The organism is Saccharopolyspora tripterygii, assembly GCF_054778355.1.
Map to the genome: position 1 here is coordinate 1 of NZ_BAAGZP010000035.1, position 23,979 is coordinate 23,979.

21 protein-coding genes are annotated in these 23,979 nt (G+C 69.1%); 8 read left to right on the top strand and 13 right to left on the bottom strand.

What is annotated here, in order from left to right; all coding sequences use genetic code 11:
* Positions 1 to 57: 57 nt before the first annotated feature.
* Positions 58 to 696, bottom strand: a complete 639-nt coding sequence (locus ACYVF3_RS24615) for a TetR/AcrR family transcriptional regulator (RefSeq protein ID WP_461156632.1) — start codon at positions 694 to 696, stop codon at positions 58 to 60.
* 98 nt (positions 697 to 794) lie between these two features.
* On the opposite strand from ACYVF3_RS24615, the gene ACYVF3_RS24620 reads away from it, so the two are divergent.
* Positions 795 to 2,000, top strand: coding sequence for a cytochrome P450 (locus ACYVF3_RS24620; RefSeq protein WP_461156633.1), 1,206 nt, complete (start codon positions 795 to 797; stop codon positions 1,998 to 2,000).
* Positions 2,001 to 2,049: 49 nt separating this feature from the next.
* Here the strand turns inward: ACYVF3_RS24620 and ACYVF3_RS24625 are convergent, their stop codons facing one another.
* A complete protein-coding gene (locus tag ACYVF3_RS24625; RefSeq protein ID WP_461156634.1) occupies positions 2,050 to 3,504 on the bottom strand; it encodes an alpha/beta hydrolase in 1,455 nt (484 codons plus the stop codon).
* Positions 3,505 to 3,613: 109 nt separating this feature from the next.
* On the opposite strand from ACYVF3_RS24625, the gene ACYVF3_RS24630 reads away from it, so the two are divergent.
* On the top strand, positions 3,614 to 4,333 hold the full coding sequence (locus ACYVF3_RS24630; protein ID WP_461156635.1) for a helix-turn-helix domain-containing protein: 720 nt from the start codon (positions 3,614 to 3,616) through the stop codon (positions 4,331 to 4,333).
* A 60-nt stretch (positions 4,334 to 4,393) separates the two neighbouring features.
* On the opposite strand, the gene ACYVF3_RS24635 is transcribed toward ACYVF3_RS24630, so the two are convergent.
* From ACYVF3_RS24635 to ACYVF3_RS24650, 4 genes are all read right to left on the bottom strand, one after another.
* Positions 4,394 to 5,134 carry a lysophospholipid acyltransferase family protein gene (locus tag ACYVF3_RS24635; RefSeq protein WP_461156636.1) on the bottom strand — a complete coding sequence of 247 codons (741 nt, stop codon included), beginning with the start codon at positions 5,132 to 5,134 and terminating at the stop codon, positions 4,394 to 4,396.
* A 160-nt stretch (positions 5,135 to 5,294) separates the two neighbouring features.
* A complete protein-coding gene (locus ACYVF3_RS24640) occupies positions 5,295 to 5,762 on the bottom strand; it encodes a hypothetical protein (protein ID WP_461156637.1) in 468 nt (155 codons plus the stop codon).
* Between the two features lie 305 nt (positions 5,763 to 6,067).
* On the bottom strand, positions 6,068 to 8,101 hold the full coding sequence (locus ACYVF3_RS24645) for a putative bifunctional diguanylate cyclase/phosphodiesterase (RefSeq protein WP_461156638.1): 2,034 nt from the start codon (positions 8,099 to 8,101) through the stop codon (positions 6,068 to 6,070).
* Positions 8,102 to 8,203: 102 nt separating this feature from the next.
* Positions 8,204 to 8,812, bottom strand: a complete 609-nt coding sequence (locus tag ACYVF3_RS24650; protein ID WP_461156639.1) for a TetR/AcrR family transcriptional regulator — start codon at positions 8,810 to 8,812, stop codon at positions 8,204 to 8,206.
* A 132-nt stretch (positions 8,813 to 8,944) separates the two neighbouring features.
* Between ACYVF3_RS24650 and ACYVF3_RS24655 the strand changes: the two genes are divergently transcribed.
* Positions 8,945 to 10,171, top strand: a complete 1,227-nt coding sequence (locus ACYVF3_RS24655) for a cytochrome P450 (protein WP_461156720.1) — start codon at positions 8,945 to 8,947, stop codon at positions 10,169 to 10,171.
* Between the two features lie 12 nt (positions 10,172 to 10,183).
* Positions 10,184 to 11,719 (top strand): aldehyde dehydrogenase family protein, encoded by a 1,536-nt coding sequence (locus ACYVF3_RS24660; RefSeq protein WP_461156640.1) that lies wholly within the window; start codon positions 10,184 to 10,186, stop codon positions 11,717 to 11,719.
* 59 nt (positions 11,720 to 11,778) lie between these two features.
* On the opposite strand, the gene ACYVF3_RS24665 is transcribed toward ACYVF3_RS24660, so the two are convergent.
* The 3 genes from ACYVF3_RS24665 to ACYVF3_RS24675 form a co-directional block, all read right to left on the bottom strand.
* Entirely contained in the window at positions 11,779 to 12,582 is an 804-nt protein-coding gene (locus ACYVF3_RS24665; RefSeq protein WP_461156641.1) for a class I SAM-dependent methyltransferase, read from the bottom strand.
* Positions 12,583 to 12,802: 220 nt separating this feature from the next.
* A complete protein-coding gene (locus ACYVF3_RS24670; protein WP_461156642.1) occupies positions 12,803 to 14,854 on the bottom strand; it encodes an ABC transporter permease in 2,052 nt (683 codons plus the stop codon).
* Between the two features lie 5 nt (positions 14,855 to 14,859).
* Positions 14,860 to 17,592: an MMPL family transporter gene (locus tag ACYVF3_RS24675; RefSeq protein WP_461156643.1), complete on the bottom strand. Its 2,733-nt coding sequence runs from the start codon at positions 17,590 to 17,592 to the stop codon at positions 14,860 to 14,862.
* 122 nt (positions 17,593 to 17,714) lie between these two features.
* Here ACYVF3_RS24675 and ACYVF3_RS24680 point away from each other — a divergent pair, with 122 nt between their 5' ends.
* Complete coding sequence (locus ACYVF3_RS24680; protein WP_461156644.1) at positions 17,715 to 18,374, top strand: TetR/AcrR family transcriptional regulator; 660 nt, start codon at positions 17,715 to 17,717, stop codon at positions 18,372 to 18,374.
* Between the two features lie 47 nt (positions 18,375 to 18,421).
* Complete coding sequence (locus ACYVF3_RS24685) at positions 18,422 to 18,850, top strand: helix-turn-helix domain-containing protein (protein ID WP_461156645.1); 429 nt, start codon at positions 18,422 to 18,424, stop codon at positions 18,848 to 18,850.
* Between the two features lie 386 nt (positions 18,851 to 19,236).
* Here ACYVF3_RS24685 and ACYVF3_RS24690 read toward each other — a convergent pair whose 3' ends face one another.
* Entirely contained in the window at positions 19,237 to 19,671 is a 435-nt protein-coding gene (locus ACYVF3_RS24690) for a VOC family protein (RefSeq protein WP_461156646.1), read from the bottom strand.
* Positions 19,672 to 19,729: 58 nt separating this feature from the next.
* Complete coding sequence (locus ACYVF3_RS24695; RefSeq protein ID WP_461156647.1) at positions 19,730 to 20,368, bottom strand: TetR/AcrR family transcriptional regulator; 639 nt, start codon at positions 20,366 to 20,368, stop codon at positions 19,730 to 19,732.
* A 100-nt stretch (positions 20,369 to 20,468) separates the two neighbouring features.
* Between ACYVF3_RS24695 and ACYVF3_RS24700 the strand changes: the two genes are divergently transcribed.
* On the top strand, positions 20,469 to 21,497 hold the full coding sequence (locus ACYVF3_RS24700; RefSeq protein ID WP_461156648.1) for a hypothetical protein: 1,029 nt from the start codon (positions 20,469 to 20,471) through the stop codon (positions 21,495 to 21,497).
* On the opposite strand, the gene ACYVF3_RS24705 is transcribed toward ACYVF3_RS24700, so the two are convergent.
* Together ACYVF3_RS24705 and ACYVF3_RS24710 are read right to left on the bottom strand one after the other, a co-directional pair.
* Complete coding sequence (locus tag ACYVF3_RS24705) at positions 21,494 to 21,829, bottom strand: hypothetical protein (RefSeq protein WP_461156649.1); 336 nt, start codon at positions 21,827 to 21,829, stop codon at positions 21,494 to 21,496. The genes ACYVF3_RS24700 and ACYVF3_RS24705 overlap by 4 nt on opposite strands.
* 147 nt (positions 21,830 to 21,976) lie before the next feature.
* The gene (locus tag ACYVF3_RS24710; protein WP_461156650.1) at positions 21,977 to 22,963 is read right to left on the bottom strand and encodes an alpha/beta fold hydrolase; all 987 of its coding nucleotides are present in this window, start codon (positions 22,961 to 22,963) and stop codon (positions 21,977 to 21,979) included.
* Between the two features lie 49 nt (positions 22,964 to 23,012).
* On the opposite strand from ACYVF3_RS24710, the gene ACYVF3_RS24715 reads away from it, so the two are divergent.
* Positions 23,013 to 23,861, top strand: a complete 849-nt coding sequence (locus ACYVF3_RS24715; protein ID WP_461156651.1) for an SDR family NAD(P)-dependent oxidoreductase — start codon at positions 23,013 to 23,015, stop codon at positions 23,859 to 23,861.
* Positions 23,862 to 23,979 lie beyond the last annotated feature (118 nt).

Sequence of the window (23,979 nt, forward strand, 5' to 3'; positions counted from 1 at the left end):
GTCCCTTCTCATGCCCGCACCCACCCACCACCCAAGATCAAGTTCAGGAACAGGCTCTCAGACCGACGGCGTCGCCGGGTGGCGGGTGAGTCGGCGCAGCGCGTCCGCGACGTTCTCCCGGTGTTCCTGGAGGGCTTCGGCAGGAACGCCATCGGGCGTTGCCCTGGCCACCAGGTGGTCGGTGGCCTCGCGCAGGACCGCGCTCGTCGCCGCAGCTTGCATGCGAACTTCGAGGGTGTCGGCGGGCATGCCCATGCGCTCGGCGAGCACCTCCGCGAACGCGGGCTCGGCGCGTTCGCGCAGCACCAGGTAGAGCGCGCGCAGCGCGGGCTCGTCGTGGGTCATGCGGATGACCGCGAGGACGGCTTCGATGTCGTCGCCCGCGTCGAGCACCGGCGTGTAGGCGGCGCGCAGGTGCTCGGCGAGTTCGAGCTCCGGCGGCCAGGTGCGCAGCACCGACTGGAAGGCGTCGATGGACTTCGACAGCAGCGGCTCCACGCAGCTCTCCTTGCTGCGGAACCAGCGCCACAGGGTGCGCTCGGAGATCCCGGACGCGCGGGCGATCTGCTCGCCGGAGGTCCCGGCGACACCGTGCGCGCGGAAGAGCCGCACGGCCTGACGGGAGATGTCGAGGCGCTGCTGCTGGCGCTGCTCGTCGCTGGCCGGTGGTCGGCCGCGGCGGGGCCGTTCAACCATTGAGACCTCCCTCAGCTGTGCCGGGATCCGTGTTGACACATCGTAATCCGGCCAACATTCTTGTCAGTGACTGCCAATTAAGTCTCCCGAGGAGAGCTATGAGTTCTGTCGCCGAGCGACCGCAGCTGCCCTTCGAAAGGCCGAACGTGCTCGACCTCGCCCCGCTGTACGAGGTGCTGCGCCGGGAGGCACCGGTCGCGCCGGTCACCACCCCGGCAGGTGACCCCGCATGGTTGGTCACGCGGTTCGAGGAAGTCCGGACACTGCTGGGCGACAAGCGGTTCGGCCGTTCCCACCCCGAGCCGGAGCAGGCCTCGCGCGTGTCGACGGCCGCGGTGCAGAACGGCCCGACGGGCAACTACGAGACCGAGGAAGCCGACCACGCGCGGATGCGTCGCCTGCTGACGCCCGCGTTCTCGGCCAAGCGGATGCGGATGCTCACCGACCACGTGCAGACGCTGGTGGACGGCTACATCGACCAGCTGATCACCGCGCACGACGCGGGCGGCACCGCCGACCTGCACTCCAGCCTGGCCTTCCCGCTCCCGGTCGCGGTCATCTGCCAGCTGCTCGGCGTGCCGGAGAGCGACCACGAGCACTTCCACTCGCTCTCCGAGCGGATGGCGACGCTGTCCGCCGACGACGACCCGCTGCAGGCGCGCGAGGAGTTCAACCGCTACATGGTCGGGCTGACCGACATCAAGCGCGATGACCTGGGCGAGGACGTGCTCTCGGATCTCGTGCGCGCTCAGGACGAGGACGCGGATTACGACTACGACGAGATGATCCGGCTGTGCGTCGGGCTGCTGTTCGCCGGTCACGAGACGACCGTCAACCGGATCGGCCTCGGCGTGCTGTTCCTGCTCGCCCAGCCCGAGCGCTGGAAGGCGCTGACCGAGGACCCCGACGGCCGGGTCAACCGCACGGTCGAGGAGATCATGCGGCTGGGCGCGCCGGGTGATCTCGGGCTGCTGCGCTACGCGCACACCGACGTCGAGATCGCGGACGTGACGATCCGGCGCGGCGAAGCCGTCATCCTGTCGGTCAACTCGGCCAACCGCGACGAAACCGCCTACACCGACGCGGAATCCTTCGATCCTGACCGCGAGGAGCGCACGCACCTGGGCTTCGGGCACGGCGCGCACTTCTGCATCGGCGCCAGCCTCGCGCGCACCGAGCTGCGGATCGTGTTCAACACGCTCGCCAAGCGCCTCCCCGGGCTCCGCCTGAGCAAGGACATGGACGAGCTGGAGGTCCGCCCGACCATCACCGGCGGCGTCACCTCCCTGCCCGTGACCTGGTGAACGCACTTCAGCGGTGGCGGTTCCGGCGGGAACCGCCACCGCTGAGCCGTCACCGGCAGGTGGTGTCCTGCTCGGGCAGCCGCCCGTCGACCAGGAAGTCGGTCGTGGTGTTGAGGGCGCAGGCGTTGTCGCCCAGCAGGTAGACGCCGTGGCCGCTGCCTTCGACGCTGACCAGGCGGGACCGGTCGCCGAACTTCTCATCGAGGATTTCGGCGTTGCGGTGCGGGGTCACCGGGTCGCGGCGGTTCTGCAGCACCAGGACGTTCGCCGGCCCCTGGTCGTCGATGGCGACCGGCGGCTCCGCCGGGTCTCCCCAGAACGCGCACGGGAAGATGTTCGCGCTCGCGGCGCCGTACATCGGGTAGCGCTCGCGGTCTTCGGCGACGTCGCGCCGGTAGGTGCCCAGGTCCGAGGGCCAGTCCACGTCGTTGCAGGTCACGCCGAGGAACACGGAGAACTGGTTGTCGGTCGGGGGCACGTCGGGGGCGGCAGCGGGCTGCGGTGCCTTCCCCTCCCCCTGCACCGATTGCCAGGTCTGCGCGGTCGATCCGTAGGACGCCTCCGCGTACAGGCCGACGAACGTGGCCAGCCGGAACACGCGCCCGTCGATGCCGTTCACCGGAGCCGCGTCGAGGCGTTCAGCGGTCCGGAAGTACGTCTCGCGCACCTCTTCCGGCGTGCGCCCCAGGCCGTAGGCGTCGTGCCGCGCGGCCACCCACTTCGCGAAGTCCGGGAAGGTCTCCTCGAAACCGAGCGCGTACCGCCGCAGCGCGTCGCGATCGAGGTGGGTGTCGGACAGGTTGCTGTCGACCACGATGCGGTCGGATCGCTCGGGGAACATCGACGCGTAGGCCGCGCCGAGCGCCGAACCGTAGGAGTAGCCGAGGTAGTTCGTCTTCTCCTCGCCCAGCGCCGCCCGGATGCTGTCAAGGTCGCGGGCCATGTTCGCGGTCGAGAGGTGTCGCATCCGCCCGTCCCCGTCGTGCGCGGCGCACTGCTCGGCGACCTGCTTCGCGGTCTCGGCCTGCTCGGCGACCGCCGCGTCATCGACCGCGTAGGGCGGGATGTTGCCGAGGTAGTCCTGATCAGGGGTGAACCCGCAGCTCACCGGCGATGAATGCCCGATGCCCCTGGTGTCCATGCCGATCACGTCGTAGCTGTCGAGGACGCTCGCGGGCATGCCGCGCGAGGCCAGGAAGCCCGGGAACGCGAGACCGGATCCGCCCGGGCCGCCGGGGTTGAGCATCAGCACTCCCCGGCGCTTGGCCGGGTTCTTGCCGGCCAGCCGCGAGATCATGAGCTCGATCTGCTCGCCGCCGGGATCGCCGTAGTTCAGCGGCACGGGAATCGTGGCGCACTCCAACACCACCGTCTCGGCCTTCACGTCCGCCGGGCACGGACCCCACGCCGGCCCCGGCCGCTGCGCCGTCGCGGTGGGCGCGACCACCACCGAGCTCGCCAGTCCGAGCAGCGCGGCCACGACCGCTGCACGCCTTCGCTTCATCGTTCCCCATCTCTTCACCACCAAGGACTGAAGAATTCGAGCCCATGCCGTGGGGGCATGGTCAAGCCGCTTGACCGTGCCCCAGGGGCACGGTGTGCACTGGTGCGTGATGAGTTGGAGCACGCGTGAGCTGGCGGATCTGGCCGGGACGACGCTGAAGACCGTTCGCCACTACCACCAGATCGGACTCCTGGAGGAGCCCGATCGGGCGGCGAACGGCTACAAGCGCTACCGCATCAAGCACCTGATCCGGCTGCTGCGGATCCGCAGGCTCACCGATCTGGGGGTGGCGCTGTCGGACATCCCGGCGATCGAGTCCTCCGAGGAGACCGCGGAGGAGACGCTGCGCGCGCTGGACTCCGAGCTGAAGTCGAGCATCGAGCGGCAGCAGCAGATGCGCGACGAGATCAAGCTGATCCTGGAGCACCGCAGCCGCCCGGACCTCCCGCAGGGATACGACGGGGACGTGTCGGGGATGTCGGAGATGGATCGCACCTGGATGATGCTCTACTCGCAGGTCTTCGACGACAACGCGCAGGCGCTGCTGCGCGAGTCGACCGAGGACGAGAAGTCCGAGGCGCAGCGGGAGTTCGAGGAGCTGCCCGCCGACGCCGACGAGGAGACGCGGCAGCGGCTCGCCGAGGCCTACGCACCCCTGGTGCGCAGCCAGTTCGAAGCCGTTCCCGCCCTGGAGGACCTCGCGAAGAGCGACGTCCCCGCCAACGCGGTCATGCTCCACGCGGTCGTGGAGCTCTACAACCCCGCTCAGCTGGACGTCCTGCAGCGCCTCAACGCCCTGCTGAAGATCTCGGAACCCGACAAGGGCTGACCGGTCCGAGAACCGCAGCACTCATCCGAATCCTGCGGTGTCCCGGGGTGTTCGTCGGAACTACTCGCCCTTGGGGCGGCTGTCGAGGATCGCCGCTTCTTCCGGAGTGGGCGCGGTGCCGTCGAGGTGGGCGGGGAGCCACCAGCGCTCGTCCTCGCCTGCGGGTTTCTCGGGGTACCCGGCCTGCAGGTCGTCCAGGATCGCCGACATGCGAGCACGGAGGTCCTCGGTGAGCACGTCCGGATCGTCCTGCTGCGTGGGCCAGAACGGCTCGCCGGCGTGGATGTGGATCGGCAGGTGCCGCTTGGTCAGCGTGCGCGGCTTGCCCTTCGTCCACAACCGGTGCGTGCCCCACAGCGCCATCGGCACGACGGGCACTCCGGCCTCCGCCGCCATCCGGACCGCACCGGACTTGATGGGCTTGACGGTGAAGGATCGGCTGATGGTCGCCTCGGGGAACACTCCGACGACCTCGCCCGCGCGCAGCCGCCGCACGGCCTCGTCGTAGGACTCGCGTCCCGACGTCCGGTCCACCGGGATGTGGTGCATCCCGCGCATCAGCGGCCCGGCGATCTTGTTGTCGAAGACCTCCTTCTTGGCCATGAAGCGCACCAGCCGCTTGGCGGGGTCGGCGCCGAGACCGCAGAAGATGAAGTCGAGGTAGCTGACGTGGTTGCAGGCGATCACCGCGCCTCCGGTGCGCGGGATGTGCTCTGTGCCTGTCACACGTAGCCGGTTGTCCAGCACGCGGAACATGGCCTTCGCCGCCAAGATGACGGGCGGATAGACGATTTCAGCCATTTGAGCAGGTTACGCAGCCGTAGGTTCGCGCGGTGCACCCGTGCGTCAACAGTCACATTTCCCGAGGTGGAGGCGTGCCTCCGTTGGCGGGAACGCGTTCCGACCAAGATCCACCATGCGGTGCGGCCGTCGCATTTCGCTTCCGCGGCCCGGTTCTGGCCTAGCGCTCGCCGTAGATGGTTTCGCAGGGGATGCCGTCGGAGTCGTCGTCCATGTCCGAGGGCGACCCGAGCGAGTACCAGTAGCCGGTGACGTCGGTGAACGACATGCCGCGGGCTTGCAAGGTCGCGCAGTCGTGCGTGCCGCCCGGGGTGGCGGCCGGAGCGTTCTTCTCGCCGTAGACCGTTTCGCACGGGATGCCGTCGGAGTCGTCGTCCATGTCCGAGGGCGACCCGAGCCCGTACCAGTACTGGACGACCTCGTTGAAGTCCATCCCGGATCGCTGCAGGTCTTCGCAGTCGTGCGTGGAGCGCACCTGCGACGGCTGCGGACTCCGGGGAGGCTCCGCGGGGGACGCCTGCGGCGGTGCCTGCGGAGCGCTGGGCGGCACGATGTTGATGGTGCACCCGCCCGCGAAGGCCGCGAGCAGCACCGCACCGCCGAGAACCCGAGCCTGCCACCGTTCCACGAGAGCCAGGATGCGCAGCGCCTCCCCCGCCCACCACGGGACAAAGCCCCTGGCGCATCCGGCGATCGCCCCCGCACACCGGGTGAGCTGCATCGCAGAGGCATCACGTGAGCTTGCGATGACTCTTCCCTAGATATATCTTCCTACGAAGAAGACGTTCAGGAAGAAAGCTTCCGGACAGACACTTCGCGCGGACCGCGAGGTCGCCCCAGACCACTCAGAGGGGGGTGGGCACGGCGTCGGTGCCGGCATGGGGATGCCTGGCACCGACGCCGTGTGTCATGTCGGGGCCTTTCAGCGATTGCTCACCGGCCCGCGAGGTAGGCGCGGAACTCCTCCGGCGGGATCGGCCTCGAGAAGTAGAAGCCCTGGTAGGCGTCCACCGACACGGCGCGCAGCAGCTGGTGCTGCGTCGCCGTCTCCACGCCTTCAGCGATGCACATCCGACCCAGCGTGCGGCTGAGCTCGGTCATGACGCGGGCGATGCCGAGGTCATCGGGGTCGGTACCGACACCGGAGACGAACATCCGGTCCAGCTTGATGATCTGGGCGGGCAGGTCCTTGAGCAACGCCAGCGACGAGTAGCCGGTGCCGAAGTCGTCGACCGCGAACTGCACTCCGTCGGCGACCAGCTCGTTCATCTCCTGCAGCTGCTGGGGTTCGAGCCGCGCGAACACGGTTTCCACCATCTCCAGGACCAGATCGCCCGGCTCGGCCCCGGTTTCGCGGATCACCGCGCGCACGGAGTCGGCGAAACCCGGCACTTCTGGCCGCAGGCCGGTCAAGTTCACCGAGACCTTCACCCTCCCGCCGTCGGGACGCCGCCAGGACACCGCCTCTCGCAGCGCGGTGCGCAGCACGCAGGTGTCGAGCTCGGCGAGCACATCACCGCGCGACGCGATTTCGAGGACCACGTCAGGCGTGAGCGGGCCGACGTCGGGGTGGTTCCAGCGCAGCAGCGCCTCGGCGATCACGACATGCCCCTCGTTGTCGACGACCGGCTGGTAGTTCAGCTCGATCTCACCGCGGGCGAGGGTGTCGTGCAGATGCTGCTCGACCACCAGCTGGTCGGGGTCCGTCCCGGAGTGGACCTGGCCGCGCACGCGGGCGGCGAGCATCGCCGACTCGGCGGAGCGCAGCAGGTCCACGACATCGGTGTCCTTGTCCTCGACCGCCTTGACGCCGACCGCCGCCGAGACGTGGACCCGCCTGCGCCGCAGCGGAACGGTCATCCGGAACAGCCCGGAGACCTGCTGGGTGAGCGATTCGAGGTCCTGATCGTCCTCGACGCCCTCGCAGAGGATCACGAACTCGTCGCCGTAGAAGCGAGCGGCTTGGCAGCGCGACGGGAGCTCTTCGAGCAGCCGCCGCGCGACCGCGGACAGCAGTTCGTCACCCGCCTCGTGCCCGAGGGCGTCGTTGACCCGCTTGAAGTTGTGCAGGTCGCAGAACAGCACCGCGAGGCTCCCGGGCTCGGTCACCGGCAGCAGCTCGGTGAGCCGATCCCGGAAACCGCGCCGGTTGAGCAACCCGGTCAGCTCGTCGTGGGTCGCTTGGTGGCGCAGCGTCACGGCGCGGGCGAGCTGCTCGGTGATGTCGTGGACGGTGATCATCCAGCTGCGGTCGCCGTCGTCGCTCACCGACGCCGCGCTGTGCACCTGGCAGGGCACCGGCGAACCGTCGGAGCGCGCGAGCACCCGGTGCGGGACGAGCAGCTCACCGGTCGAGCGGGTGCTCCCGGCGACCAGCCCGCCTCCCGTGTCACCGGGGGCCAGCACGTCGACGTCGCGGCGCCCCACCAGCTCGCCGACCCGGTATCCGAGCAGGTCGCAGAGAGCCCCGTTGACGTCGAGGAACCGCCCGTCGTCGTCGAGCAGCGCGATGGCCGACGGCGCCAGCTCGAACAGGTCGGCCATCCTGCGCTTGGCCCGCTCGACGCGGGCGGCGGTCTCGCTCTCGTTGCGCACCACCTTGATGAACCCGTCGAGCTCACCGTCAGGAGTGCGCTGCGCGGCGATCACCACGTGCGCCCAGTACCGGCTGCTGTCCTTCCGGACTCGCCAGCCCCGGTCTATGAAGAACCCGTTGTCGGCCGCCTCCTGCAGCTCCCAGTCCGGGTAGCCCACGGCGACCTGCTCGGGCGGGTAGAACAGCGAGAAGTGGCGTCCGATGACCTCGGGGGAGTCGTAGCCGCCGAGCCGGGCGGCCCCCGGGTTCCAACTGGCGACATACCCCTCCGCATCCAAGGCGAAGATCGCGTAGTCCCTCATGTCCTCGGCGGTGAGGATCTTCTGCGCACCCGCCCGCACCGCCCAGGGTTCGCTCTCGTTGTGGTCCATGGCAGGCCCCGTCCCCTCGGCGTGCCCGCAACGTAAGACCAGGTAGGCGGTCCGAGCAAGCCAAGCAGCGAAAACGGCGGATCCGCCTCCGCACGCGGGCGCCTACGTGGTCGGCACGGAGGGCTGGATCGCGGGGGTGAGCCAGCGGCGCAGGAACGCGCGGAGATCGTCACCGCTGCGGCCGGGCAGCGGGTCGTTGACGAACGACAGCAGCACGCGCAGCAGGAATTCGAGCAGTTCGGTGAACTCCTGGCCGGAGAGCCCCAGCTCGTCCCAGTCGACCTCGGTGCGCGAGAAGGCGATCCGGCAGGCCTCGAAGGCGCGCACGGAGGTGGCGCCGCGCGAGAAGGCGTCCGGCCGACCCAGGTCGAGGAAGAGCCCGAGGTAGGGGTCCTTGGGGACCTGCTCGATGGAGTAGGCCATGGCTTCGACGATGACGTCCGCGGGCTCGCGGCGGCCGACGAGCTGCGCGACGAGCCGTTCCAGGAAGCTGTTGAGCGCGGCGTACCCGACCGCGATGAACAGCTCCTCGGTGCTCGGGAAGTAGCGGTAGACGGTCTGGCGGATGACCCCCAGCTCGCCCGCGACGTCCGAGAGGCTCGTCTTGCCCGGACCGTGCCGGTCGATGCACCGCATCGCCGCATCGATGATGCGGGCCTTGGCCTCCTCGCCGTCACGCGGCGGCGCACCGTTCCACGCCGGACGTTTCATGACTCGAGTATGGCCGAGCGGACCTGCGACGCTGCCCATTGCCTCCTGACAATCATACATCTACGGTATGTCTGTATGACGCGCTTCGGCAAGCCGAACGTGATCAACCCCGCGATCCGCGAGGAGGCAACGGTGCCTGACCCGACGATCCCGGCCGGACTCGACTTCTCCGATCCTGGGCTGTGGGCCCAGCGGACCCCGGTCGACGAGTTCAACTCACTGCGCAGGACAGCGCCCGTGTGGTGGAACGCGCAGACCGACGGCATGGACGCTCCCTACGACGACGGCGGGTTCTGGGTCGTCACCAGGCACGCCGACATCCGCGAGATCTCCCGCGACGCGAAGCTCTACTCCTCCGAGGCCAACGGCGCGATCATCCGCTTCCCCGGCTACACCACGCCGGAGGCGTTCGAGGCGATCCGCACGATGCTGGTCAACATGGACCCGCCCAAGCACACCAAAATCCGCTCGATCATCAACAAGGGGTTCACCCCGCGCGCGGTGGAGAGCCTGCGCGCCGCGCTGACCGAACGCGCCCAGGACATCGTGACCAAGGCGCGCGAGGAGGGCGGGGGCGACTTCGTCGAACAGGTCGCCTGCGAGCTGCCGCTTCAGGCCATCGCCGAGCTGCTCGGCGTGCCGCAGGACGACCGCAAGAACCTCTTCGACTGGTCCAACCAGATGCTCAACTTCGACGACCCGGAATTCGGCGACCCGGTCGCCGCGGCCGCCGAAGTGCTCGGCTACGCGATGACGATGGCCGAGGAGAAGCGCGCCTGCCCGATGGACGACATCGTGTCCAAGCTCGTCGCCGCCGACGTCGACGGTCAGTCGCTGAGCTCCGACGAGTTCGGGTTCTTCGTGATCCTGCTGGCGGTCGCGGGCAACGAGACCACCCGCAACGCCACGACGCACGGCATGAAGGCCTTCGTGGACAACCCCGACCAGTGGGAGATCTACCGGGAGCGGCGTCCCGCGACGGCTCCCGACGAGATCGTCCGCTGGGCCACCCCGGTCACCTCGTTCCAGCGCACCGCCACCGAGGACGTCGAGATCAGCGGCCAGCTCATCCGCGAGGGCGAGCGGATCGGCCTGTTCTACAGCTCGGCGAACTTCGACGAGGACGTCTTCACCGACCCGTTCCGCTTCGACGTATTGCGAGACCCCAACCCGCACTTGGGTTTCGGCGGGACCGGAGCGCACTACTGCGTCGGCGCGAACCTCGCCAGGCTGCAGCTGGACCTGATCTTCAACGCCATCGCCGACGTGCTGCCGAACCTGCGGCAGGTCGCCGAACCCGAACGGCTGCGATCCAGCTTCATCAACGGCATCAAGCACTGGCAAGTCAGCTACGAGTAGAAGGATTCGCGCATGGCAATCGTGAAGTCGCAGCCGGCCGCGGAAGACGGGCGGCGGCGTCTCTCCCTCAGCAATCCGGTGGACCGCCGTCACGTCGGTGACCTGGAGGTCAGCACCAAGGCCGAGGTCGACGCAGCGATCGAACGCGCCCGCAAGGCCCAGGACGAGTGGGCGGCGCGGCCCATCGCCGAGCGCGCCCGGATCCTGCGCAACGCGGTCGACGTGCTGGTGCGGCGGCGCGACGAGATCGTCGAGCAGGTTCGCGCCGAGACCGGCAAGCCCCGCCCCGAAGCGCTGACGATCGAGGTCGTCCCGGCCTGCGACTTCGTCAACTTCTGGTGCAAGCGCGCACCGAAGTCGCTGCGCGACGAGAAGCGCAGGCTGCACGGCTACCTGCTGCCGATGAAGAAGCTGCGCATCAAGTACCAGCCGCTGGGCGTCGTCGGCGTGATCACGCCGTGGAACGCGCCGTTCGTGCTGTCGCTGAACCCCGTCGTGCAAGCGCTGCTGGCGGGGAACTCGGTGGTGCTCAAGCCTTCCGAGGTCACCCCGCGCTCCGGCGAGCTCGCGGTGAAGGTGCTGCACGAAGCGGGCGTGCCGACCGACGTGCTGCAGTGCGTGCACGGCGACGGCGAGACCGGTGCGGCGCTGGTGGACGGGGCGGTCGACAAGATCTCCTTCACCGGCAGCGTCAAGACCGGCCGCGCGATCGCCTCGGCCTGCGCGAAGAAGCTCACGCCCTACACCCTGGAGCTCGGCGGCAAGGACGCGATGATCGTCTGCGACGACGCCGACCTGGAGCGCGCCGCTTCAGGAGCCGCTTACCTGTCGATGTTCAACTCCGGCCAGGTGTGCTTGAGCGTCGAGCGGATCTACGTCGTGGAGTCGGTGGCCGACGAGTTCGTCCGGCTGCTGAAGGAGAAGGTCTCGAAGCTGCGCTACGGCTCCGCGGACGGCGACGTGGGCCCGCTGTTCTTCGACGGCCAGATGGACGTGGTCAGCAGCCACCTGGAGGACGCGAAGGCCAAGGGCGCCGAGGTGCTGGTCGGCGGGTCGCGCGCGGACGGCGAAGGCCTGTTCTTCCAGCCCACGGTGGTCGTCAACGCCACCCACGAGATGGAGCTGATGACCGAGGAGACCTTCGGTCCGGTCGCCACGGTGATGCGGGTTCGCGACGAGGCCGAAGCGATCCAGCGCGCCAACGACTGCCAGTACGGCCTGGGCGGAAGCGTGTTCACCAAGGACGCGGCGAAGGCCGAGCGCATCGGCGGGCAGCTCAAGACCGGTTCGGTCGTGCACAACGACGCCGCGGTCATCTACGGCGTCCCGGAAGCGCCCTTCGGCGGCCGCAAGGACAGCGGTGTCGGGCAGGTCAACGGCCTGGACTCGCTGCGCGGTTTCACCCACGCGCAGCCGATCCTGCTCACTCGCGGGAAGTCGAACAACGAGAGCGTCTGGTACCCCTACACCGACAAGACGATCCGCAACGTCGACGGCCTGATCCAGTACGGCTTCGGCAACAAGTTCATCCGCAAGCTGCTGTCCTGAGGCTCGGCAGCGGGCGGTTTTGGTCCGAATCGTCCATGATCAATGTCCGTTTTGCCAGGTCAATTCGGACCAAAACCGCCCTCAGGCAACAAGCGCCCCATCGACACGACGTTGGTGAACATCCACGCGCGGAACCGGGGATCGAGCACCACGTCCCGGAACCTCGTGAGTTCCGCTTCCGTGACTCCCTCGGCGAGCAGCCGGGTTTCCATCTGGTCGATGTAGCACCGGAACAACCGGCCGCCTGCGTCACCACCGGTGAAGGTCTGCCCGAACCGGCGGCTGCGCACCTCGGAGAGCCCGGCCGCCACGAGCTGGGAGTCGACCTCCTCGGCCCACGTGTAGGAGATCCCACCGGCGGCCCCGATCCGGTGGCAGCACACGCCCACGACCTCGTTGAACAGCTCGCCATCGCCGGGCTCGGTCTCGGCGACGACCTCCAGCGGCGGCCCGACGAACTCGCTGAGCACCAGCCACCCGCCGGGTTTCAGGGCATCGATGAGCTGCCGCAGGACCTCCTCCCGCTCGGTCAGGTGCAGGAGCACCATCCGCGCGTGGATGAGGTCGAAGGGCCCGCCGGGCGCGCCGTCCCGGATGTCGTGGCGGCGCACCTCCAGGCCCGGCCGCGATCGGATGTGATCGGGGTGCAGCTCAACGGCGACGACGTCGCCGGTGCGCTCGGTGAGCCAGTTCGCGACGGTCCCCAGCCCCGATCCCACGTCCAGACACCGCCACCCGGGCTGGACGATCTCCCCGAGCACCCGGGTGGAGTCGTCGTCGAGCAGCTCGGACAGGCAGATCAGCTGCTCCAGCCCCAGGTCACCGCCCGAGGTCAGCTGGTACTCCGATTTCGCACTCGTCATGCGGCGATGCTGAGCTCGGATACTTTCGCGTCGCTTTCAGATCATCCGAGCCCGGCCCGGGGCCGCTCAACGGACGCGTCCGCGGTGGTGGGCAGCGGGCAGTTTTGGTCCGAACCGTCCATGATCAACGTCTCTTTTGCCCGGTCAATTCGGACCAAAACTGTCCCCAGCCCCGAACGCGCTCTCGCGACAAGGCCACATCACCCCCGCCGCACGGGGATCACCAGGCGGGACGGGTGCCCGGAACGCGTCGGCGCCGGAACTGCCGCGACGGGACGACGCGGGCTCGGTCGACCGCCAGGGCGAAGACCAGCGCGCCGGCCACCAGCCAGGCCACCAGCTGCAGCACTCCGCCGGCGGCGCCTCCGCTGCCGGTGACGATGGCCGAAAGCGCCTGCACCACACCCTGCGTGGGCAGCAGTCCGCTGATGTCGCGGAGGAAACCGGGCACCGTCGAGACGACCCCGGTGGCGGCGGCCAGCACGAGCACCGCGATCGAGATGATCCGCCCGACGCTGCCGAACACCGCGATCAGCGCCTGGTTGACCACCACGAACGCCAGCGCCGCCAGCAGCGTCACGCCCGTGAACGCGGCCCACCCGCCGATCCCGAGCCCGAGGAACGGCGCGAGGATCGTGCTGACCAGCACCGATCCGATCGCGGCGACGGCGGCTCCGGGCAGCACCGAGCCGAACACGAGGTTCCAGGTGGAGCGGCGCGAGGTCGCGGCGTCGGCCGGAACCGCCCTCGTCACCGCGTAGACGCCCATCGCCGCGGTCCAGAACGCGACGGCCACCAGCAACGCGATCAGCGACTTGCCGAAGCCCGGCAGGTTCGACTCCAGCGAAGCCGGGCTGGAGGCCACGCTCTTGAGGTGCTCGCGTTCCTCGTCGGAGTAGCTGGGGAGCTTGTCGCCCGCCGGCGCGATCTGGTCGGCGAACTGGCGGTTGCCGTCGGCGACCTGCCTGCTGCCGTCGGCCAACGCCTGCACACCGGTACCGAGCTGCTGCGAGGCGCCGTTGAACTGGTTGAGCCCGTCGGAGAGCTGCCGCGCTCCCCCGGCGAGCTGGTGCGCGCCGCCGTCGAGCTGCTGCCCGCCCTGGGCGAGCTGGCCGACGCCCGCGACGAGCTCACCGGACTTGTCGGCGAGCATCTGGTTGCCGTTGGCAACCTGCTCGGATCCGTAGGCCAGTCCCTGCATCCCGTCGCGCAGGTCGCGCGCGGGCTTCTGGATCTGCTCCTTGACCGAGTCCAGCGCGCCCTGCTGCTGGCTGAGCCGCTCGACCTCGTCGCGCAGCTTGGCGCACAGGTCGATGGTCGCGCCTTCCGGCGGGCACTGGTCGACGATCTTCTGCAGACCGTCGAGCGAGCTGGACTCGCTGGGGATCTTGTCGGTGACAGCGAGGATCTGGTCGGCCAGCGGCGTGAAGGTGTTGGCCATCTGCCGGTTTCCGGCCGCGACCTGCTTCGCGCCGTCGGCCAGCTGCTGGGTCTGCGCCGGCATCTGCTGGATCTGCTGGTGCAGCTGGGTCAGGCCGCCGGAGAGCTGCGAGACACCGCCCGCGAGCTGCTCGGTGCCGCCCGCCAGCTGGTTCCCGCCGTCGGCGAGCTGACCGGTGCCGCCGGTCAGCTGCCCGACGCCGGTGGAGAGCTGACCGACGCCGTCGGCGAGCTGACCGCTGCCGTCGGCGAGCTTGTTGGCGCCGTCGGCAGCCGTGCCGAGCTGGTCGTGCATCTCGGTGAAGCCGCCGTAGAAGCCGTCGAGCAGCTGCTCGAGGATCTGCTTGTTGAACACCGACACGCTGTCCCGGGCCGCGGCCGAGACAGCGGCGGCGTCGGCGGGCGCCGCCGCGGGCGAGGTCTTCACCTGGATGCCGGCGCGGGTGGCGTCCAGCGGTTCACCGGTCATGGCCGATGCGGCGTTCTGGGAGAACCGCGGCGGGATGATCACCGCGGCGGAGAAGCGGCCTTCGCTCAGGCCCTCCTCGGCGTCGTCGGTGTCGGTCATCTCCCACGAGTAGCCGGAATCGGTGCTGTTGACCAGCTTCGCGGCCATCTCGCGACCGAGCGGGGCCATCTGGCCGTTGATCGTCGCGGGTTCGTCGTTGTTGACCACGGCGACCTTGGCGGCGCCGTGCTCGGACATCGGCGCCCAGAACGCCCACGCCAGCACACCGACGATGAGCACCGGCACGAGCACCAGGCCGGTCCAGGTGCGCCACCCGACCGAGCCGCCTGCGCGCCTGCTCGCGTTCGTGAAGGGGTTCAGCATTTCCCTCATACCTCCAGGAGGCGGCCGGCGAACGCGGGAGCGTCCGGCCGCGCGGAAAGCCGCATCGTGCTCAGCCGGTGTTCCGGCAGCAGGCCGGAGACCAGGCTCGGGTTCTGGTGGGTGACCACGAAGGCCACCGGCTCACCGTCCGATGTGGACGCTTGGGCCAGCAGCGAGGCGATCTCGGTCCGCTGCCGGTTGTCGGCGACGGCGTCGAGTTCGTCGATGAGCACCAGCCGCACGCCGTCGGCCAGGGCCGCGGCGATCTCGGAAGCGGGCGCGACGCTCTCGCGGCAGCGCACGAGCGCGGCGCCCGAGCGGACAGCGCGGGCGCGTTGCGGCAGCAGGTGACCCAGCACCCGCACGTCGCCCTGCACCCCGGTGATCCGGCCGCCGAGGGCGTGCAGCAGAGCCGAGGACAGGTCGTCGTCATCGCCCTGGACCGCCAGCACCCCGCCCGGCCGCAGGCCGATCCGCACGCCTTCGAAGATCGGCTCCTCGCGGTCGTCGAGCACGCTGAATCCCCGTGCGCTGACGACCTCGTCGTTGCCCGGCCAGTTGGCGAGCTTGATCTCGTGCTCCAGCGCTTCGCCCTCGACGTCGAGCGCGGGGAGCTTGCGCGACAACCACTTCGGCAGCCACCAGGCCCGGTCGCCGAGCAGCGCCATCACCGCGGGCACGAGCGTCATGCGCACGATGAACGCGTCGACGAACACGCCGACGGCGAGTCCGAAGGCGATGGGCTTGATGTTGGAGTCGCCGTGCGGGACGAACGCGGCGAACACCGAGATCATGATGACCGCGGCGGCCACGACGACCGGGGAGACGTTGGAGAAGCCGGCTTCGATGGCGCGCTTGGCGTCGCGGTTGTGCGTGTAGTCCTCGCGCATCCGGGACACGAGGAAGACCTCGTAGTCCATGGCCAGGCCGAACAGGATCGCCATCAGCAGCAGCGGCAGGAAGCTGATCACGCCGCCGACGTGGGTGATGTTGAGCAGTCCGGCCAGGTTGCCCTGGTTGAACACGAACGCCGTGGCGCCGAAGGTCGCGCCGACCGACAGCAGATAGCCCAGGGCCGCCTTGACCGGCACCCACACCGAGCGGAACACCATCGCCAGGAGCACCAGCGTCAGGCCGACGACGATGACGCCGAAGGGCAGCAGCGCGTCGCTGAGCTTCTCCGACAGGTCGATGCCGATGGCGGTCATGCCGGTGACGGCGATGCCCGCGCCGTAGGTCTGCTCGAAGTGCGGGCTGAGGTCGCGCAGCCGGTGCACCAGGTCCTCGGTCTGCTGCGATTCACCGCCGGAGGTGGGCACGACCTGGATGATGCCGGTGTCGATGGTCTCGTTCGGGCTGGCCATCGGCACCGCGGCGACGCCGGGCAGCTTCCGGATCTCGTCGGCCATGCCGTTGACCTGGCCGAGCGGATCCTTGGTGCCGATGACGTCGGTGGTGACGATCAGCGGCGAGTTGTACCCGGGGCCGAACTGCTCGGCGACGGCGTCGTAGGTGTCGCGCGCCGGGGTTCCCACCGCCTGCGCACCGGCGTCGGGCACCGAGAGCCGCAGGTCGGCGGCCGGCAGCGTGCAGACGCCGAGCCCGAGGATGACGACCACGATGGTCAGCAGCGGTGCCTTGGTGACCGCGCGGACCCAGCGGAGGCTGAACTTGGTGCGCGGGCGGGCGCGGGTGGTGCGCTTGGCGCGGGCCGCCTTCGGGCGCAGCCGCTCACCGGCGAAGCTGAGCAGCGCCGGGATGATCGTCAGCGACGCGGCGACGCCGACGGCGATCGACACACCGGCGAGGATGCCCATGACGGTGAGGAACGGGATCCCGGGAACCGCCAGCGCCAGCAGCGCGATGATCACCGTGACGCCCGCGAAGATCACCGCGGAACCGGCGGTGGCCACCGAGCGCGCGATCGATTCGGGGACGGAGAGCCCTTCGCCGAGCTGTTCTCGGTGTCTGGAGACGATGAACAACGAATAGTCGATGCCCACCGCGAGCCCGAGCATCAGGCCGAGCATCGGGGCGGCCGAGGACACGGTGACGAAGGCCGTGGACAGCAGCACGATGGTCATCGACACGCCGACGCCGACGAGCGCGGTGATCAACGGCATCACCGCTCCCACCAGCGACCGCAGCATCAGCAGCAGCACGAGCAGCGCCACGATCACGCCGACCGCCTCGGTCGCGCCGACGGCGGGCATGTTGACCGCGAAGATCGAGCCGCCCGCGTGGACGTCGCTGCCGGGCCCGAGCTGGCGCTCCAGGGTGTCGGCTTCGGAGAGGAGGCTGTTCTTGACGGCTTCCGGGACCGCGGTGGGCGCGTAGCTGAGCTGCACGGTGATCAGCGCGGTGTCGCCGTCCGGGGAGACCTGGTTCTTGACCATGTCGGACAGCGGGTCCATCACCGCTGTCACGCCCTCCTGGCCCTCGACCCGGTCGATCACGGCCTCGATGGCCTCGCGTCCCTGCGGCGAGTCGATGCGCTCACCGGGCGCGGTGGTGGCGACCAGCTGGGCGCTCGAACCACTCATCTGGGGGAAAACGTTGTTGAGGTGGTCGAGCGTGTCCTGCGACTCGGAGCCGGGGATCGCAAGCTCGGTCTCCATGCCCTGCTGGAAGAGGGCAGCGCCGGTGCCCAGCACCGCGAGCAGGACTAACCACGCGACCAGCACCCAGGCTCGACCGCGGACCACTGCCCGCCCCAGCCGGTAAAGCAACGAAGACAAGGGGAACACTCCCGGTATTTCGATACACGGTGTATGCGATACAGACTGTATATTTCCCGAGATCCACGTAGCTCGTGCCCGCAGGCAACTGTGAGGCGAAACACCGCAGGAGAATCCGGGGCATGACCGACCAACCGCGCCAACGGGAAACACGGCGACGGGCGCAGACGCGTCGACGCTTGATCGACGCCGCACGCGAGGTGTTCTCCGAGCACAGCATTCGCGACACACCGGTGGAGCTGATCTGCGAGACCGCGGGCTTCAGCCGCGGAGCGTTCTACTCGAACTTCGACACCAAGGAGGACCTGTTCCTCACGGTGTACGAGGAGGAGATGAGCCTGCGCATCCAGAAGACTCGCGCGATCGTCGACGACGTGCTCGTCGCGGGCATCGCCGACCGCGGGTCGCTGCACGAGGCGATCGTCAAGGTCGGCACGGCCTGCGCGGAGTCGCTGATCGCCGATCAGAACTGGTACATGCTGGTCACCGAGTTCCGCGCGCACGCCCTGCGGCATCCGCACCTGCGCAAGCGGGCGGGCGAGTCGCTGGACCACCTCAACGACTCGATCGCCGAGCTGCTGCACGAGGCGCTCGACCGGCTCAACCTCCGCCTGGTCGTCGACACCCGCGACGCGGTCCGCGCCCTGACCTCGGTGTACGAGGGGCAGCTGGAGCACGCCGCCTTCAGCGACCCGTCGTCATCATCGACGAAACCGCTTTTCACCCAGATCTTCCCGAGGATGGTGGAGTCCTTCATCGAACCCGCGGATTCTGCCGACTGATCAGCGGATTACGCATCCTTCCTCTTCATAACCTAAAATGAGAGCCGATGCAGGAAGATATGTATTCGGTAGAGCAGGTCGCGGCGCTCCTCGGCCTGCACGTCCGCACGGTTCGCAGCTACATCCGCTCGGGCAGGCTCCACGCCGTCCGCATCGGCAAGCAGTACCGGATCTCCAAGTCCGACCTGGAGCAGCTCACCGGCAGACCCGCCGAAACCGCCCACACCGCAGGCGCTGTGGAGGTTTCCAGCATCGTCCAGATCGACGGCGTGGACCGCTCAGCAGCAGACCGCCTCGGCACCCTCGTGCTCGCCGGAGTCGGCGCCGACCGCACCCTGCGCGTGCAGACCATCCACGACGAGGACCGCAAGCGCCTCAAGATCATCGTAGTCGGCGAGCTGGCCGAGACCGCCGAGGTCCTGCAACTCCTCGACTCAGTCCTCAACAGCGAAAGCGGCCTCTTCACAGCGGAGTGACCCCCGGCCGACCGCAGGCGATCCCAGTTCCGGTCGTGATGCCCGAGATGTCTGTTCAGTGGGGTGGGGAAGTTTTCATGAAAACTTCCCCACCCCACTGAACAGACATCTCGGGCGCGAAACCCTCTCGATGTGGACTAGCAATGGGAATCCCCGAGCAATGCCCAGGTGAAATCCGCTTCCCCCGGCTAGCTTGAGCGGATGGGAGGCCCAGCTCCCCGAGCAGGTCCGCGAACTCGTCCTGGAAGACCAGCGGCGGCGCAACGACATCTGCTGGTCGGTCTTCGACTGCTGACTCAGGGGTCGTTGCAGAATCGCCTTGCTTGGCGGTGCGGGCTGAGTCCCACACCTGAGGCAACGGCTCCGCCGCATCCTGCAACGACCCCTCAGTCGAGGCAGAACTCGTTGCCCTCGATGTCCTGCATCAGCTGGCACGACTCGTTGAACTCGTCGGCGAGCAGCAACTCACCCCGAACGGCCCCGAGCTTCTCCAGGCGCGAGCACTCGGCCTCCAGCGCGGCCAGGCGCTCCTCCCCCACGAGTCCGGCCCCCGCCCGGACGTCCAGGTGCACCCGGTTCTTGACGACCTTGCCCTCCGGAACCCGCTGGAAGTACAGGCGAGGCCCCGCGCCGGTCGGGTCGACGCACACGAATCCAGCACCTTGCCGCTCCACGGGCAGCGTCCGGTCGAACTCGGCCCACGACGCGAACCCCTCCGGCGGCGGAGGGACGACATATCCCAAGATCTCGCACCAGAACCGGGCGACCTGCTCCGGCTCCGCGCAGTCGAAGGTGACCTGGACCTGCTTGACCGACCCCATCAGCCCACCGTAGCGACCCGACGTCCCGCTGTCCCCGCCTTTTTCGACCAGCGCTCGTTCACGAAGCGGGCCGCTCAGCAGCGTCGAACGCGGGCGTGAGCGGTGCCAGCGCCACGCGGATCCGGTCGGCCAGCGAGCCGGACGGCACGACCAGCCCCGCGCCGGGATCCCCTGCGTTCCCGCCCTGCTGAAGCCAGTCCTCCAACGCGATGCGCACCGCCGCGGCCACGCTCGCCGCGAGAACGCGGGCCGCGTGCGATCCGGTGTCGGCCAGCCGTTCGGCGATCGCCGCCGCGAGAGCGGGCTCGACGTCGGCGGTGGCGCCGAGGAACGCGTCCCGCAGCGCGGTCCGGGTGGTGATCAGCAACAACGCCTCGTGCCGGCCTTCACCGGTGTCCGCGTACTGCTCGACGACGGCTTCGGCGACGGCGTCGGCCAGGCGCACGTCTGCGGGCCGGGCCGCGACGGCCGACGCGACCCGCGCCTCGCGGTCCGCGGTCACGGCGGCGACGATCGCCTGCTCGCGGCTGGCGAAGTAGTTGTTGTAGGTGCGCGGCGAGACTCCGGCCGCCTCGGCGATGTCCTCGACCCTCACCTGTTCCGGCCCGCGTTCCAGGGCGAGCCGCAGCGCCGCCTCGCGCAGCGCGTCGCGCGTGGCCTGCTTCTTCCGCTCTCGCAGCCCTGGTGAGGTCGTCACGGCGCCAGCGTTCCACACGAGATGCGTGCACGCAAACTTGCGTGCACGCACTTTTGATGCCAGTCTCGACCGGACCGAGGCCGACAGCGAGGACGTCATCATGCGAGCACGAGGAATGACCTACGACACGGGATTCGTCGTGCACGGCACGACATCTCGCCCGGACTTCGACCTCGCGGTGGTCCGGCGCGAGCTCGCCATCATCCGCGATGATCTGCACTGCAACGCGATTCAGATCATCGGCGGTGACCCGGAGCGGCTGGAACTGGCCGCCGACGCGGCCGCCGAACTCGGCTTGGAGGTCTGGCTCTCGCCCTATCCGCTGGAACTGGAGCAGGGGCAGGTCCTGGAGCTCTTCCGCGACTGCGCCGAGCGAGCGGAACGGCTCCGGCAGCGGGGTGCGGCGGTCGTGTTCGTCGCGGGGGTCGAGCTGAGCGTGATGAACCACGGGTTCCTCCCGGGCGAGAGCCAGGAGGAGCGCGTCGCACAGCTTATGAGCGACCCGGCCGAGGCGATGCGCGATCTCGGGGTGCGTCTCAACGCGTTCCTCCGCGACGCCGCGGCCGCGATCCGCGAGCGCTTCCTGGGCGAGCTCACCTACGCAGCCATCCAGTTCGAGCAGGTCGACTGGGAACCCTTCGACTTCGTGACGTTCGAGCTGATCCGCTCGGCCGAGGTCGCCGACCGCTTCCGGGACGCGGTGCGCACCTTGGCCCGGGGCCCGAAACCACTGGCCATCACCGGTTTCGGCACCGCGGCCTACCGCGGCGCCGGAGACCGCGGTGGACGGGTGCTCGACGTGGTCGAGCACGACCCGGAGACCAGGGCCCCGATCAGGCTGAACGGCGTCCACGAGCGCGACGAAGCCGGCCAGGCCGCCTACCTGGACGAGCTGCTGGAGATCTTCGAGACCGAGGGCGTGGACAGCGCGTTCGTGTTCCTGTTCGCCCTGCCCGGCTACCCGCACCGCCCGGACGGAGACCCCAGGGACGACCTGGACCGGGCGAGCCTGAGCATCGTCAAGCTCCTCGAAGGCCGCCGAGGACACACCTACCCGGACATGACGTGGGAGCCCAAAGCCGCCTTTTCGGCCGTGGCCCGGCGATACGCGTCCGGCGACCCGCGCTAAGCGCGGCCCAGGAAGTAGGCGAGACCCGAGGCGGCCAGCATGACCGAGGTGAGTCCGGCCAGCTGCAAGATCGAGCGGTTCGTCCGGTCCCCCATCGACACGAGAACGATCGCCAGCCCCGCCAGCCACAGCGAGAGCCAGATCCCGAAGAACAGCTTGAGCAGCTGGTAGTCGGTGACCTCGCTCCCGACCTCGTTCGGGTCGAAGCCGGCCCACGCCGACCTCAGGTACAGGACCCACGGCCACAGGCTGAAGGCCAGTGCGAGACCGCCGATGACTCCACCGGTTGCACTCGCCGGATCCGACCGATCCTCTTCGCGCTCTTCCTCCACGGCGTCCGAGCACCCCCATCAGCTCGAAGGACAAGCATGACCAGGGGCAAGCCTGACCGAGGTGAAGATCATCGAGGGGACGTTCGCGGGAACGCCGCTACTCATCTTCGACCTGAGTAGAAACCCTTCGCTCGATCGAGCGCCGGATCAGCGGGAGGCCACCCCGATCAGGTCGGCCAGGTGGTCGAGCAGGAGGGCGTTGACGGCTTCGGTGCGTTCGAGGTGGACGAGGTGGCCCGCTTCCGGGATGGAGTTGACGGCGCGCAGGCCGGGGACGTTCGCCCTCAGGGTGGCGAGGGGATCGTGCCCGCTGAAGCCCTCCATGTCGGTGTCGCGTTCGCCGTAGAGGAAGTAGGTCGGGGCGGTGACCACGGCATCGGCGTAGTCGGCGGTGAGCTCCCAGTTGCGGTCGATCGCGCGGTACCAGTTCAGGCCCCCGGTGAACCCGATGCGCTCGAACTCCCCCGCCAGCACCTCGAATTCGGCTTCCGACAGCCAGCTCCACGGCAGTTCCGGCGCGGCGGGCAGCACGTCGAGGTAGCCGGTGCCCTCCGCGGGATAGCTCCAGGTGTCGAGGTAGTGGTAGTCGCCGCTGAGCGCGTAGTAGACGCGGGCGAGGAAATCCCGCGGGTCGGCGGCGAGTTCCGCGTCCGCGACGCCGGGGCGCTGGAAGTAGTCCAGGTGCAGGAAGTGGCGCTGCGCGGCCTTCGCCCACAGCTGCGACGGCAGGCGGGGTGCGCGCGGGACGAACGGGTTGTTGAGCACGATCGCTCCGGTGACGCGCTCGGGCGCGCGCAGGGTCAGCTCCCACACGAGGGCGGCCCCGAAGTCCACGCCGACGAACACCGCGTTCTCGGCACCGATGTCATCGAGCAGCCCCAGCAGGTCGCCGATGACCTCGCGGTTGGCGTAGGCGCCGACGTCGGACGGCGCCGAGGTCTTCCCGTATCCGCGCAGGTCGGGCGCGATGGCGCGGTAGCCGGCCGCCGCGACGGAGGCCATCTGGCGATGCCAGATGTAGCCCGTGTGCGGGAAGCCGTGGCAGAAGATCACGGGGTGGCCTCCACCCTGCTCAGCCAGGTGCATCCGGACGCCGTTGGTCGTCACGAACCGCTCGGTGCGCTCCACGGCCACCCCCCAATTCCTAGAACATGTTCTATTCGTAGGGTACTGTCGCGAAGTCATGAGCGGAACACCTCGGCAACTCCACGGGAAGATCGCAGTCGTCACCGGCGCGAGCCGCGGCATCGGCAAGGGCATCGCCCTGGAACTCGGCGCTGCAGGCGCCACCGTCTACGTGACCGGACGATCGAAGTCCCCGGGCAAGCTCCCCGGAACCCTCGACGAGACCGCGGCCGAAATCGACGCGCTCGGCGGCACCGGCGTCCCGCACGTCTGCGATCACCGCGACGACGACGCGGTCCGCGATCTGTTCACCACCGTCCGAGCCGAGCACGGCCGCCTGGACGTGCTGGTCAACAACGTCTACAACTCGCCGGCCACCGCCCGCTGGATCGGCAAGCCGTTCTGGGAGGTCCCCCCGGAAGCCTGGGACGAGACCTTCGACATCGGCGTCCGATCCCATTACGCGGCAAGCGTGTTCGCGGCCCCGCTGCTGATCGAGTCGAACGGCCTGATCGTCAACGTCTCCTCCCCCGGCTCGACCAGGTACATGCACAGCGCCGTCTACGGCACGGCGAAAACAGCCCTCGACAGGCTCACCGCCGACTTCGCCCACGACCTCACCGACACCGGAGTCACCGCCGTCTCGATCTGGCCAGGCATCGTCGACACGGAATTGCTGCAACTCGTTCCACCAGACGCCGAGGGCAACCGAATCGTCGAACTCCCCGGAGAAGGCCGCTTCGACCTCGCCGAAGCAGAAACCCCCCGCTTCGCCGGCCGAGCAGTCACCGCCCTCGCAAGCGACCCGGATCGCCGCACCCGCACCGGCGTGGCATGGCGAGTCGCAGACCTGGCGGAGTCCTACGCCTTCACCGACGTGGACGGCCGGGTGCCACGGGGGGATTGATCTGATGGCCGTAATGGTGGCGTTCAGGCTGCCGCTGTCCGATCACTTTCTGACGACGGACCAGCGCGAACGAGGCGAGCGGCTTCAGAGCAGCCGACTTCGTCGGAGAGCAAGCGAC